The organism is Pseudoalteromonas sp. 2CM36K (genome assembly GCF_023161865.1).
Lineage (GTDB): Bacteria > Pseudomonadota > Gammaproteobacteria > Enterobacterales > Alteromonadaceae > Pseudoalteromonas > Pseudoalteromonas tetraodonis.
Genome location: NZ_JALNTK010000002.1, coordinates 171143 through 185634, shown reverse-complemented (window position 1 = coordinate 185634; position 14492 = coordinate 171143). Strand labels below are relative to the sequence as shown.

General features: G+C 41.0%; 11 protein-coding genes and 1 pseudogene. 5 read left to right on the top strand and 7 right to left on the bottom strand.

Annotation, left to right across the window (positions count from 1 at the left end):
- Nucleotides 1-3 precede the first annotated feature (3 nt).
- From MTN97_RS01885 to ndk, 7 genes and pseudogenes are all read right to left on the bottom strand, one after another.
- Nucleotides 4-624 (bottom strand): tetratricopeptide repeat protein, encoded by a 621-nt coding sequence (locus MTN97_RS01885; RefSeq protein WP_248473536.1) that lies wholly within the window; start codon nucleotides 622-624, stop codon nucleotides 4-6.
- A gap of 45 nt (nucleotides 625-669) precedes the next feature.
- Entirely contained in the window at nucleotides 670-1950 is a 1281-nt protein-coding gene (gene hisS, locus MTN97_RS01880) for a histidine--tRNA ligase (RefSeq protein ID WP_248473535.1), read from the bottom strand.
- A 188-nt stretch (nucleotides 1951-2138) separates the two neighbouring features.
- On the bottom strand, nucleotides 2139-3257 hold the full coding sequence (gene ispG / locus MTN97_RS01875) for a flavodoxin-dependent (E)-4-hydroxy-3-methylbut-2-enyl-diphosphate synthase (protein WP_036983705.1): 1119 nt from the start codon (nucleotides 3255-3257) through the stop codon (nucleotides 2139-2141).
- A 5-nt stretch (nucleotides 3258-3262) separates the two neighbouring features.
- Nucleotides 3263-4132 carry a RodZ domain-containing protein gene (locus MTN97_RS01870; protein WP_248473534.1) on the bottom strand — a complete coding sequence of 290 codons (870 nt, stop codon included), beginning with the start codon at nucleotides 4130-4132 and terminating at the stop codon, nucleotides 3263-3265.
- A 653-nt stretch (nucleotides 4133-4785) separates the two neighbouring features.
- Nucleotides 4786-5688: pseudogene (pilW, locus tag MTN97_RS01865) on the bottom strand (type IV pilus biogenesis/stability protein PilW); the annotation flags it as partial.
- 116 nt (nucleotides 5689-5804) lie between these two features.
- Nucleotides 5805-6935 carry a bifunctional tRNA (adenosine(37)-C2)-methyltransferase TrmG/ribosomal RNA large subunit methyltransferase RlmN gene (locus tag MTN97_RS01860; protein WP_010389431.1) on the bottom strand — a complete coding sequence of 377 codons (1131 nt, stop codon included), beginning with the start codon at nucleotides 6933-6935 and terminating at the stop codon, nucleotides 5805-5807.
- Between the two features lie 183 nt (nucleotides 6936-7118).
- A complete protein-coding gene (gene ndk / locus MTN97_RS01855; protein WP_036983708.1) occupies nucleotides 7119-7550 on the bottom strand; it encodes a nucleoside-diphosphate kinase in 432 nt (143 codons plus the stop codon).
- Nucleotides 7551-7823: 273 nt separating this feature from the next.
- Between ndk and MTN97_RS01850 the strand changes: the two genes are divergently transcribed.
- From MTN97_RS01850 to MTN97_RS01830, 5 genes are all read left to right on the top strand, one after another.
- Nucleotides 7824-9149: a methyl-accepting chemotaxis protein gene (locus MTN97_RS01850; protein WP_248473532.1), complete on the top strand. Its 1326-nt coding sequence runs from the start codon at nucleotides 7824-7826 to the stop codon at nucleotides 9147-9149.
- A gap of 364 nt (nucleotides 9150-9513) precedes the next feature.
- Nucleotides 9514-10902, top strand: coding sequence for a tRNA 5-hydroxyuridine modification protein YegQ (yegQ, locus tag MTN97_RS01845; RefSeq protein ID WP_248473531.1), 1389 nt, complete (start codon nucleotides 9514-9516; stop codon nucleotides 10900-10902).
- A 14-nt stretch (nucleotides 10903-10916) separates the two neighbouring features.
- A complete protein-coding gene (locus MTN97_RS01840; RefSeq protein ID WP_083238652.1) occupies nucleotides 10917-11162 on the top strand; it encodes a YfhL family 4Fe-4S dicluster ferredoxin in 246 nt (81 codons plus the stop codon).
- A gap of 202 nt (nucleotides 11163-11364) precedes the next feature.
- A complete protein-coding gene (locus MTN97_RS01835; protein ID WP_248473530.1) occupies nucleotides 11365-12978 on the top strand; it encodes a type I restriction-modification system subunit M in 1614 nt (537 codons plus the stop codon).
- Entirely contained in the window at nucleotides 12968-14404 is a 1437-nt protein-coding gene (locus tag MTN97_RS01830) for a restriction endonuclease subunit S (RefSeq protein ID WP_248473529.1), read from the top strand. Before MTN97_RS01835 ends, MTN97_RS01830 begins: the two co-directional genes overlap by 11 nt.
- Nucleotides 14405-14492: the final 88 nt, after the last annotated feature.

Genomic DNA, 14492 nt, shown 5'->3' with positions numbered 1-14492 from the left:
ACCTTATGCCGCTGGGCTAGTTACTGCTAGGTCATCTAACTTAATTTGTAATAGAGGATTGCTGGTTAATCCACCTGCATCAACCGCGGCTTGGTAGGCTACGCGTGCTTGTTCTTTATTGCCTTGCTGAGTGTAAATATCGCCTTTTAATTCAGCCACATTTGCATTAAATGCCTCTGGCAATGGTGAATTTAATGTAGTTAATGCGTCATCGTATTGTTGTTGAGCAATTTGCACACGCGCTAAACGCGTAGTGGCAATGGCTTTTAGCTGCGCGTTATCGACATTTGATACAATCCAGCTTAGCTTTTCATTCGCTACATCTAATTTTTGTGCATCTACCGCTTCTTTTGCAGCAACAAATGCCGCTAAAGTTGCGTACTGAGTGTCTTTGTTTTCACTGATAAATGCATCAGCAGACGCTAATACGCTGTCGCCTTCGACAAGTTTAGTGTAAGCATCAGATGCTTGCTCTGCAGTCGTTATTTGATTTTGGTTGTATGCTTTCCAGCCATATAAACCACCTAAACCAACAATAACGCCTAATGCTAGTGAAAGGCCGTTTTCACGAAAAAAGCGCTTAATCGCTTCTGCTTGTTGTTCTTCTGTTGAATAAATTTCCATGCTTACCTCTGTTAAAGCGCTTAACTACTTACGCTTTATATAATTTTAGCTATTAATCAGTTCTGCAAGTAGCGTTTTAGCTTGTTCTAATTCTAGTGTGACTTGTTCTTTACGTTCACGTAAGTATTTAATAGTCACAACGCCTTGCTCTAATTCATCTTCACCGATAATGACTGCGACGAGCGCATCGCTTTTATCAGCACGTTTAAGTTGTTTTTTAAAGTTACCACCGCCAGCGTGCACCATAACGCGTAATCCAGGTACATCACGACGTAACGTAGATGCAATAATAGGGACTTGAATGCTGGCTTTATCGCCCATAGCTGCTAAATATACATCAGCACTACGACGTATGTCACCTACACATTCAAGTGCTTGAAGCAGTAAAACTAGGCGCTCTAAACCCATTGCAAAACCTACCGCAGGGGTTGATTTACCGCCTAATTGTTCTACTAAGCCATCATAACGACCACCGGCACATACAGTACCTTGTGCACCTAAGCTGTCGGTTACCCATTCAAATACCGTACGGTTATAGTAATCTAAGCCACGTACCAGCTTTTCATTAACCGTGTATTTGACGCCTGCGGCATCTAATCGTTCACATAAATTTTCAAAATGTTCTTTTGATTCAGCATCTAAATGTTCAGATAGCTTTGGTGCATCGACTAAGATTGCCTGAATATCTGGGTTTTTAGTATCCAAAACGCGCAGTGGGTTAGAGTACATACGACGTTTTGAATCTTCATCTAGGACATCGGTATGTTGTTCTAAAAAGGCGATTAAGGCATCGCGGTACTGTGCGCGCGCTTCGTTTGAACCTAATGAATTAAGCTCTAAACGCACATGATCAGTAATGCCAAATGCTTCCCAAAGTTGCGCCGTGAGTAAAATAATTTCGGCGTCAATATCGGCGCTGGCAATACCAAAAGTCTCTAAACCAAATTGATGAAATTGACGGTAGCGACCTTTTTGTGGGCGTTCATGGCGAAACATAGGACCCATGTACCAAAGGCGTTGTTCTTGATTGTATAACAGGCCATTTTCGTTACCTGCACGTACACACACTGCAGTCCCTTCAGGGCGCAGAGTTAAATTGTCGCCGTTACGATCGGCAAAGGTGTACATTTCTTTTTCTACTATATCGGTTACTTCACCAATAGAGCGTTTAAATAGGTCGGTTGATTCTACAATTGGAAAACGAATTTCTTGATAACCAAACGATGATACGGTCTCGCGTAAAATGTGTTCTACTTTCTGCCAAACTTGCGTATCGCCTGGCAGGCAATCGTTCATACCGCGAACTGCCTGAATTTGTTTTGCCACTGATAAATCCTAAATCTGTTTATGTGCAGCCCTAGGCTGCAACCACGTAAAACTAAAAAATCGACCCTGCATTATAACCCTAACTATAAGGTAATTGCGAGCGCAGCGGGCCGTACGTAATTTATACTACGTTGTGAATGCCGCGATTAAAAAAGGTCAATAAAATACATAGTGCCTGTAACAACGCATCACTCTACGATTTTTATATCAATAGGAGTTTGCTTTTGCTTGTGTTCAATGAAATCGCGTACATAGCCTTCGAGTTGATCAACAATATTGTTGTTATCAATGCGTGCTTTTTGTCGCTCACCATTAATGTATAAACCTGAGCGTCGGTTTGCGCCGGCAAGGCCAATATCACTCACTAATGCTTCACCTGGCCCGTTAACCACACAGCCAATGACTGACACTGAAACTGGCTCAATAATATCTTCTAAACGCTCTTCAAGTTGATTCATGGTGCTCACTACATCAAACTCTTGGCGCGAACAGCTAGGGCAAGCAATAAAATTAATGCCGCGAGAGCGAATACGCAATGATTTTAATATATCAAAGCCTACTTTTATTTCTTGAACTGGATCCGCTGCGAGTGATACACGCAGTGTGTCACCAATACCTTCAGCCAATAGCATACCTAAACCAACAGCCGATTTAACTGAACCAGAGCGCATGCCGCCTGCTTCAGTAATCCCTAAATGCAGTGGCTGGTCGATTTCTTTTGCGAGCAAGCGATACGCGCCAACCGCTAAAAATACGTCTGACGCTTTCACCGAAATTTTAAACTGATCAAAGTCTAAGCGACGTAATATATCTACATGGCGCATAGCCGATTCAAGTAAGGCTTCAGGTGTTGGCTCGCCGTATTTTTCTTGTAGGTCGCGCTCAAGTGATCCACCATTTACGCCAATACGAATTGGAATGTTGTGCTCACGGGCTGAGTCGACAACCGCTCTAATACGCTCTTCACTGCCAATATTGCCTGGGTTGATACGTAAACAATCAACGCCATACTTTGCTACTTTTAATGCAATGCGGTAGTCAAAGTGAATATCAGCAACCAGTGGTATCGATACCTGCTCTTTAATACTTTTAAATGCTTCAGCGGCATCCATAGTTGGTACAGATACACGCACTATGTCAGCACCGGCATCTTGAATCGCTTGAATTTGAGCTACTGTGGCATCAATGTCCATTGTGTCTGTGTTAGTCATTGACTGCACGGCAATTGGTGCACCATCACCAATAGGAACATTACCCACATTTATGCGGGTGGATTTTCTGCGTTTTATAGGAGATTCTGAAAACATAGCGACTACTCTGCTAAGGGTAATTTAAATTTAGCTAAACGGTTTTTAGGAAAGGCCGAAATATCAACTGGCTCACCATTTAGGGTAATACGAACAACATCATGCTTGCCTAATACCACTGAAAAAGGCGCTACTCCGGTTAGGGTCATTTCGTAGCCTGCTTTTTTTACACCAAAAGCAATTTTTTCATCATTGGCATCGTGAATTTCTACCCAGCTCTCATCGTTAAACATCATAAAAATGGTGCTTAAATCACTGTTTTTTGGTTCACTGGTGCTCTGTGCATCATTAACTGGCGCGGCTTGAATTTTTTGTTGCTCATTTTGTAATGCTGAATTCACTTCTTCTGCAGATTCAATGTCATTTAAAAGTGCCTCGTCGGCGGCTTCAGCTAACAGTTTTGTGTTTTCTTGTTGCTCCGAAATAAGCGAGTTATTAGCATTAATAGTGTTAGTTTGTTCATCAATAGGCGTTGCATTTTGCCACCACCATACAGCTGATGAACCAATAACAATGGCTAGTATTAAATAGCTTACCGTCATCAGTCGACTGTCATGCGCTTCTTTTTCTGTGCGCCTTGAAAAGCTTTGCATATCTACTAGCTTATCTGATGTGCTAAAAGCAGGCAGCATGGCTAAAATAGCGCTGCTATCTATGCTTAGTATGCGGCAATAATTTTTTATATAGCCTTTAACGAACGTTTTTGCACCGAGTAAATGATACTCGTCGCTTTCAATATGCTCAACTTGTGATTCTGTTAGCTTTAATAGCGAGGCGATTTCAGCAAGGCTGATATTTGCGTTTTCTCTATGCGATTTTAGCATTTGTCCTACAGAGGGTCCGTCGCTCTGCGGTTGTGTATTATCTTCATTCATAATATGTATGAGTCTGGATCCACGAGTAAAAGTTAATGTTTTGGCTTAATAACCAGAGTAAGACTTTGTTTTTATTTTTTAGTGTTCGTTTATTCTTGCTACTGGAATGCACGCTTTTAAAGGGTATCATCAGCTGCGGTTTTATAAAAACGTTACTATTGTCCTTTTAAAATTTTTGCTGTTTTTATTTTTAAAGCCCTTTAATGCACCTAACATATAGCAGTTTAGCATTGAATCACACTGAAATGCTAAATTGGTTTACAGCAAAACGAGCGATATCAACCGATACACTCGTTTTTACTCTTATTTTACTAGGGTCTGTTGACCTTTGCGGATTAATATTTGTTCAAACTAGGGGCAATTTAATCGCGGCGCGAGGTTTGTAACCTAGTGGGCTAAGTAAAAACCGAGCAACAAAGAGTTAATTGCCCCTAGGCAGAACCCTTCGGGCAGCGCCTGTTTGGCATTGATACTACGTTATCGCCTATTTATGGGGAATAACCACACCACATAAGCTCTGCCTTGCCTAAATACCAAACAGGCTGCTGCAAATTTAACCTTGAAAGGTCAACAGACCCTAATTTAAAAAGGTATTTGTGTCTTTGTTGTATTTTTGCAGCTTACTTTACTGAATCATCATAGCTTACCGCAGATGTTGGACTTTTTTTACGAATAATTTTTATTTTTGGCTCCACAATAATTTGATTGTTATTACTGCTTTCTTGTAATTCATCAAGTTGTGCTTGGCGGTACTTTTCGCGCAGTACTTCAAACTCTGTTTGCCTTAATTGGTTGTCACGAATGGCGTTAGCTTGAATACTATTTGGGTATGTTTGCAAAATGGTAGCTGCAATTTTTTCAGCATCTTCTATTCTACCCATACGCTGTTTAATTAAATAACTAAGTAATAAAGCCCGTGCAGACACACGGCCAGTATCGTCATGGTGCTTTAAAACGTCGCTGGCTTTATGTAAGTCACTTTTAGCATAAAAAAGGGCGGCTAAGCTAATTAGGGTCGATGTACGCTGCGAGCTGTGGTTTAGCGCTTGTTGAAAGTAGCTTTCTGCATTTGTAAAGTCATTAAACTCAATGGCGCATAAGGCTAAATTTTCATAGCTTTGTGCTACACGAATATAACTCGGAATTTCAATCGCTTTTAAAAATTGATCGGTAGCGCGATCATACTCATCAATACTACATAAAAACGTACCGTAGTTATTTAGGGTATTCGGATCGTCAGGCTTAATCGTCAACGCTTTTTGATAGGCTTTGTCGGCTAATGCATTTTCGCCAACTTGTTGGTAGTAATAAGCTAAAGAATAATGAACTTCGGGGAGGTTTGGTGCATATTCGCTCGCACGCTCAAGGTTATATTTTGCTTGGGAATTATTGCCGGTGTTTAAATATTGTAATGCCAAAGCAATGCGGGTACGCGCTGCGCCTGCGTTGTTTATTTTATTTTCGACGACGGGTTTGTCACTGCCGTTGTAACTATTTTCAGTAACACAACCGCTTAAAAGTAGTGTTGATAGTGCTAAAGCAAGTAAAGATCGCATTGCCTTGTCTCTTTATTTATTTCCATAGCCTCTATCTTACCTCAAAGCCTTTGTGTTGCATCATTTATTTAAAAATAAACGAGTTATCACAAAGGCACCGGAGTCTTTTATAACGTTTAGGCTTGATGAATATTTACTGCAATTGCATTGTCATCACGCATTTTCTTTTTAGCCATACGTTTTGTTCTATCAACCACATCGCCAGCTAATTGACCACAGGCAGCGTCAATGTCGTCCCCTCGTGTACGACGAACAATACAGGTAATCCCCGCAGCTTGTAATACCTTTGAAAAACGGTCAATTCGGCTGTTGCTTGAACGCGTGTATTCGTTACCCGGGAACGGGTTAAACGGAATAAGGTTTACCTTAGATGGCGTCCCTTTTAACGTTTTAACCAGTTCATGTGCTTGGTCGGTACTGTCGTTAACGCCATTAAGCATAACGTATTCAATAGTCACGTCTTTATTGGCTTTAGAGCCATCGATATAACGACGACAGGCCGCTAAAAATTCTTCAATTGGGTACTTTTTATTAATGGGTACCAAAATATCACGCAGTGCGTTATCAGGGGCGTGAAGTGAAATAGCCAGTGCTACGTCGATTTTTTCTTTCAATAAATCAAGGGCAGGTACTACACCCGAGGTACTTAATGTTACGCGGCGCTTAGATAAACCAAAGCCCCAGTCGTCCATCATCAGCTCCATCGCTGGTACGACGTTTTTGACGTTAAGTAATGGCTCGCCCATCCCCATCATAACGACGTTAGTGACAGGGCGTTTTTCGCTGTTGCCATCAAGGCCAATGTCTTTGGCTACACGCCATACTTGGCCAATAATTTCCGACACTTTTAAGTTACGGTTAAAGCCTTGTTGTGCCGTTGAGCAAAAAGTACATTCCAGTGCACAACCCACTTGAGACGATACACATAAGGTGGCGCGATCTTTTTCTGGGATCCAAACTGCCTCTACTTCTTGGCCGCCTTCTAGTACTAATGCATATTTAATAGTACCGTCGCTGGCTTGCTGGCGAACTGAAATTTCGGGTGCAACGATTTCACACTCGTTTTTAAGCTTTTCTTTTAGCTTTTTGTTCACGTTGCTCATTTCGTCGAAATTATCTACGCCAAAATGATAAATCCATTTCATCACCTGATCGCCACGAAATGGCTTTTCACCGAATGATACAAATAACTCTCGCATTGCATCTCGGTTTAAATCTAATAAGTTAATCTTTTTTTGCTCGGTCATGTAACAACCTCAATCGGTGGCGGTGATGGTAAAAATTTACAAGGGCGAATTGTACATAATTCACCCACTATAATCATTAAGTAAAACATCATAACTAAACGATTAATACTTTACGTAATGACTAAAAAAGGGCTCGAAAGCCCTTTTCATACTTTGCATCACAGGGTTAGCTGTGAACTCGAATTAACGAGTACGTGGGCAAAGTTCTTCGTCAGCGAAGAAGTACGCGATTTCGCGAGCAGCAGATTCAACAGCGTCTGAACCGTGAACCGCATTTTCGTCGATGCTATCAGCGTAGTCTGCACGTAAAGTACCCGCAAGCGCTTCAGCTGGGTTAGTAGCACCCATGATTTCACGGTTTTTAAGAACAGCGTTTTCGCCTTCAAGAACGGTAACCATTACTGGGCCAGAAGTCATGAAAGATACTAAAGCACCAAAGAAAGGGCGCTCGCTGTGCTCAGCGTAGAAACCTTCAGCTTTCTCTTGTGAAAGGTGAACCATTTTAGCTGCAACGATTTTAAGACCCGCAGTTTCGAAACGGTTGTAGATTGCGCCGATGTGGTTTTTAGCAACTGCATCAGGTTTTATGATTGAAAAAGTACGCTCTAAAGCCATCTTTGTGCTCCAATAATTTTTAAGTGAAAGTGTGAATATTAACGGGCGCGAATTATACGCGTTTTAACGAAAAAAACCTAATTTATTATATCAACCATGTTATTTTGATTTAAGGGCGTTTAGTTTTGAGCTTATAACCATGCTATTACGTATATTAGTTTTAAATACTTCCGTTATATTCACGTCTATGTTAACAAACAGTTTTAGTTGTTAGTAATAATTACAATAAACGCTCAATGTATAGTTCATACATCTCAATACTAGGATAACCATATGTTTTTTAACCAATCTTTAAAAAATCAAGTTGCTGATTTACAAGACAAACTTTTAGTTAGAGAGCAGGTTAGACAAAGCTTAGACAGTGAAATGCTAGTTTTAGAGCTTGATATGCAAGGTCATGTTATAAGACAAAATAAGAATTTTGAACGTACATTCAGCTATTCAAATAGTCAGTTGCTTAACCAGAATATTATTAACTTTATTCCTGAAAATGCACAGAATAATCCTGATTTTAATTTATTTAAACAAGCAATAAGTAAGCGTGAGCACTATGTAGGTGCTATTCAGTTGCTACACCAAAACGGGCAACGAGACTGGTTACGCTGCATTTTACATCCTATAAAAAACGAGCAAGGCCAGCTTGAGTATTTAACCCTGCATTGCACTGTGCTTACACAAATAATTGAAAGCTCAAGAGAAAACGAAGATTTAATTAAAGCCTTGCATCGCTCAACGGCGGTTATTGAATTTGATACTCAAGGTATGGTGCTGCGTGTTAATGACAACTTTTTAAAAAGTATGGGTTATTCAAAGCAAGACGTGGTGGGTAAGCATCATAGTATGTTTTGTGATGAGCAAGTAGCGAGTAGTAAAGAGTATCAGGCCTTCTGGCAACGTTTGCGTAATGGTGAGTTTATTGCGAGCAGATTTAAACGTATTGATAAGCACGGCCATGTAGTTTGGTTAGAGGCTTCATATAATCCTATTTTTAATGAAGCAAATGAGCTCTACAAAGTAGTTAAATTTGCCACAGTGATCACTGATCAAGTAAAAAGAGAACTGGCTACAGAGCAAGCGGCGAGTATTGCGCATGGCACGTCTATCGAAACCGATAACAACGCGGACAAAGGTGCTGAAGTGGTACAAAAAACAGTGCAGGTTATGAACGAATTGTCGGTGCAAATGGAGCAAGCTGCTCAAGAAATTTCAGCATTAGATAAACAATCGCAACTCATCGCGAGCATAGTGCAGAGCATTAGCAGTATTGCTGATCAAACTAATTTATTGGCACTAAATGCGGCTATTGAGGCCTCGCGCGCCGGCGAGCAAGGCCGTGGATTTGCAGTGGTGGCTGATGAAGTGCGTTTACTTGCCTCAAGAACCAGTAAAGCGACTGAAGAAATAGTGGATGTTGTACAGCAAAACCAAAATTTAACCCAATCAACGGTGGCTGTAATAGAGCAAGGTAAAAATAAAGCGCAACAAGGCCTAGCGCTCTCCAAAGAATCTGGTGATGTAATGAGTGATATTAAAAAAGGCGCGCAACAAGTTGTTGATGCGGTTAGTCAATTTTCGAACCAATTAAGCAGTAAAAAATAACTTAAATCTGCTGCTCTTCATTTATTAGCGCACAAGAGAAATTTTGATGATCTTGATCAAGGTTTCTCTTTTGCCCCCTCATTATACTTGCGCGGTTTATTTTCCTTAATACCAATTCGCTTAATTAAGTGGTCTATTTTGAGGCTGGAAAAACGTGTTGATAGCTAGGCAAAAAAATTGCTATTTAGTTGTTCTCGGCAATTGCTCCTGCATTGCTCTACCTTCTGCATCCATGCAGTCGTAAATGAGATTTTTTAACGAAGGTAGCGACACGTTTAGCCCCGTAAAATGATTAAGTATTATTGCGGGTTGGTATAATTATTCATGCAACCGACTTGAACTCGGTTCGATGTATGGAGCGCACATGTCAGCTGTTTCTTCCTCAATCCCGTTTATTCCTGAACTACTTTGCCCTGCAGGCAGCTTAAAAAACATGCGTTATGCCTTTGCCTATGGTGCCGACGCGGTTTATGCCGGTCAACCTCGTTACAGTTTAAGGGTTCGCAATAATGAATTCGATTTAGATACATTACAAATAGGGATTAACGAAGCACATGCGCTAAATAAAAAGTTTTATGTAGTGTCTAATATTGCCCCACACAATGCGAAAGTAAAATCGTATTTACGTGATATAGAACCTGTTATTGCCATGAAACCCGATGCGTTGATCATGTCAGATCCTGGGTTAATTATGTTAGTGCGTGAAAAATGGCCCGATATGCCAATTCATTTGTCGGTTCAAGCCAATGCAGTGAACTACGCAAGCGTAAAGTTTTGGGCCAAGCAAGGCATTGAGCGGGTGATTTTGTCTCGCGAGCTATCGCTTGAAGAAATCAGCGAAATACGCACACTGTGCCCAGAAACAGAACTAGAAGTATTTGTTCATGGCGCGCTGTGTATGGCTTATTCAGGGCGTTGTTTACTCTCAGGCTATATTAATAAGCGCGATCCTAACCAAGGCACCTGCACTAATGCGTGTCGTTGGGAGTACGATGTTAAACCCGGCACTGAGAACGAAACCGGCGAAATGGTACATAAAATTGACCCTAAAACGGTTATACCTACGTTAGGTGAAGGCGCGCCAAGTAACGATGTATTTATGCTAGAAGAGCAAGGTCGCCCGGGTGAATATATGCCTGCATTTGAAGACGAGCACGGCACTTATATCATGAACTCAAAAGACTTACGCGCCGTGCAATACGTAGAGCAGCTAACAAAAATGGGGGTGCATAGCCTTAAAATAGAAGGGCGTACTAAGTCATTTTATTATGTTGCGCGTACCGCTCAGGTGTATCGCAAAGCGATTGACGATGCGGTTGCAGGTAAACCATTCGATGCAGACTTATTTAAAACTCTTGAGAACCTTGCTCACCGCGGTTATACCGAAGGTTTTTTAAAACGCCACGCCCATCAAGATTATCAAAATTACGAATACGGCCATTCAGTTTCTACCAAGCAGCAATTTGTCGGCGAAGTACTAGGGCGTAATGCCACTGGTTTGGTTGAAATAGATGTAAAAAATAAATTTTGCGTTGGCCATTCATTAGAGCTAATGACGCCAAAAGGTAATATTAGCTTTGTGCTTGAACGTATGGAAAACAAAAAAGGCGAAAGCATTACTGATGCCAAAGGTTCAGGCCATATCGTAAAAATTCCACTGCCTGACAACATCGATTTAGAGCACGCCATACTGATGCGCAATTTGGATGAAAACCAAGACACCCGCAACCCTTTCAAACAAGCTGTTTCATAATAGAGAGTTTAATCATGGCGTTACTAATAAACAGCAAATGCATTAACTGTGATATGTGTGACCCCGAGTGCCCAAATGAAGCAATTTATATGGGCGCCAAAATCTACCAAATAGACCCTACAAAATGCACTGAATGTGTGGGCCACTACGACAAGCCGACCTGCGTGAGTGTATGCCCCATTGACTGCATAAAGCCCGACCCTAATCATCGTGAGAGCTTAGATGAACTGGCTGAGAAATATGTCAAATTGACGGGGTAGTTTGTTGATTGGTTTTTTATGTTTCATCGGGTTACGAAGCTAAAGTTGCGACACTGTCGCAACAATTAAACTGCTCGCATAGTGCGTATTGTTATCGATAAAAACCTCCTCATATATTTTATAATTAACACTCAAAAACCCACGACCTTTGCTGTATGATAAGCCAATAATTTATATTGATATTCTTGCAAAGAGAGACCACATGGACGCTGCATCAAAAAAGCCTGCTACAAAAAAAGCCGCAAAAAAAACACAAGTCGGGTTTGAAGAGTCCCTTTGGGATGCCGCCAATAAACTGCGTGGCAGTGTTGAATCAGCCGAATATAAGCACATTGTTTTAAGCTTAATCTTTCTTAAATTTATTAGTGACAAGTTTGAAGCGCGTAAAAAAGCCATTATTGCCGAGTACGGCGACGAATACATCGACATGGTCGACTTTTACGCGATGGATAACGTGTTTTACCTACCAGAAGATGCACGCTGGTCGTATATTCAAGCCAACGCCAAGCAAGGCGATATTGCCGTTAAAATAGATACCGCACTGCACGCGGTTGAAAAAAACAATAAATCACTCGCGGGCGCATTGCCCGATAACTACTTTTCACGCTTAGGGCTTGATGCCAGTAAGCTTTCAGCACTTATCGATACCATTAATAATATCGACACCATTGCTAACCAAAACGAAAAAACAGAAGAAGACTTAGTTGGCCGTGTTTACGAATACTTTTTAGGTAAATTTGCCGCCTCTGAAGGTAAAGGCGGGGGCGAGTTCTACACGCCTAAGTCAATTGTTACCCTAATCGCCGATATGATAGAACCATTCGAAGGCAAAATTTACGACCCTTGTTGTGGCTCGGGCGGTATGTTTGTGCAATCGCTTAAATTTATAAATAGCCACAACGGTAACCAAAAAAACGTGTCTATTTACGGGCAGGAGTACACTAACACCACTTATAAACTGGCTAAAATGAACCTTGCCGTGCGCGGTATTTCGGGCAACTTAGGCGATATAGCAGGCGATACCTTTTTTAAAGACCAACACCCCGACCTAAAAGCCGATTACATCATGGCAAACCCACCGTTTAACCAAAAACAGTGGCGCGCCGATAACGAATTAGTCGACGATGCCCGTTGGGCAGGTTACCCAACACCGCCTACCGGTAATGCCAACTATGCGTGGATCATGCATATGATCTCAAAACTCAGCGAGCATGGCACCGCAGGTTTTGTACTGGCTAATGGCTCAATGAGCTCTAACACCAGTGGCGAGGGCGATATTCGCCAAAAAATAATCGAAAACGACTTAGTCGATTGTATGATAGCCCTACCAGGGCAGCTGTTTTACACCACACAAATTCCGGTGTGTTTATGGTTTATAAGTAAAGATAAACGCGGTAATAACGAAAAAGGCATTCTAAAACGCCGCGACCGCCAAGGCGAAACCCTATTTATAGACGCACGCGAAATGGGCTCTATGGTTAACCGTACCTTAAAAGAGCTAACCAACGACGACATCGCTAAAATTACCCAAACCTACCACCTTTGGCGCGGCGAAGAGCTTGCGACAGATAACGAGCAAAAATATGAAGATATCGCCGGTTACTGTAAATCAGCCACCCTTGCTGATATTAAAGCAAACGACTACGTACTGACCCCAGGGCGCTATGTCGGTGCTGCCGATATTGCAGACGACGGTATTCCGTTTGAGACTAAAATGACCGAGCTCAGCCAAAACCTTTACAACCAAATGAACCAAAGCGATGAGCTTGATAAAGCCATTCGTAAAAACTTGGAGGCGCTGGGTTATGGTAAGTAATCAAATCCCGCTGAATGAATTTGTTACGCTTCAAAGGGGGTTCGATTTACCTAAAGGTGATCGTATTGAAGGTGCTATCCCTGTTGTTGCCTCTACTGGAGTTGCTGGGCATCATAATGAAGCAAAAGTAATAGCTCCAGGTGTTGTTATTGGTCGAAGTGGCTCAATAGGTGGTGGTCAGTATATTCAAGATGATTTTTGGCCATTAAACACAACTCTTTGGGTAAAGGATTTTAAGGGGCATCATCCAAGATTTGTTTATTATTTATTTAAAAGTATAGACTTTTCAATTTTTAATGTGGGTAGTGGTGTACCGACACTAAATCGTAACCATTTAAGCTCATTGATGGTTAGAAATATTGGCGTGGATAATGAAAAGGAAATTGCTAAATTCTTAGGTGGCTTAGATGATAAGATCGATCTAAACAAACAAACCAACCAAACCTTAGAAAAAATGGCGCAGGCATTGTTTAAAAGCTGGTTTGTTGATTTTGATCCGGTGTTTGACAACCTACTTGCCAGCGCTGATTTTAAATTAGACAACCTTGAAACTAGTCTGCCTGATGAGTTAAAACAAAAAGCACAGCGCCGCTTAGCGGCACTGAACAGCTTAGAAAATGCGGCCGAATTCAAAGCATCACTCATTGCGCTCGCTCACGAATTACAAGCACTTTCACAAACACAATCAGCAGTGCAAGTATCAGAAAAAGCCGCTGAAACACCCGTTAAAGCAAGCCTTAACGCCAACCCTAAAATATTGGCCCAACACGCCAACACCCACGCCCACTTCCCCAATGAGTTCGAACACAACGAACAACTAGGCTGGATACCAAAAGGCTGGAGTGTTAATAACTTATCAAAAATTGCAAAGTTTACATCTGAGCGAGTAAATGGTGATGATTTAACGTTTGATAATTACATATCAACAGATAATATGCGCCCTAATAGAGGTGGAATTACTAAAGCTTCTAAGATACCGGAAGTTAAAACTATACCTGGGTTCCATCCAGGACATATATTAATTTCTAATATCAGACCATATTTTAAAAAGATATGGTTAGCAACATCAAGTGGTGGACGTTCTAATGATGTTTTAGGATTTGAAGCTTTAGAGCCAAAAAATACGGGATACTTATTTAATTTGCTTTTTCAGGATGTTTTCTTCGACTATATGATGACAACCTCCAAAGGCTCAAAAATGCCAAGAGGAGATAAAAAAGCGATAATGGATTGGATGATAGTAATACCTCCGGACCACATCCAGGAAAATTACTCGATATTAGTAAAAGAGTTCTACAAAACTATACCCTTGAAAAACAAAGAAATAAATATACTAACAGAACTAAGAGATACGCTGTTACCTAAACTCATTTCAGGCGAATTACAAATACCTGACTCGGCAAATGTTAGTGATAACAATATATAACACATAAAAGCAAAGAGCTTACTTTTGTATGCTCAAAATTAAATACAACTAAGTAACTACCATTTAAATAATTAGAATTAATAAGAAG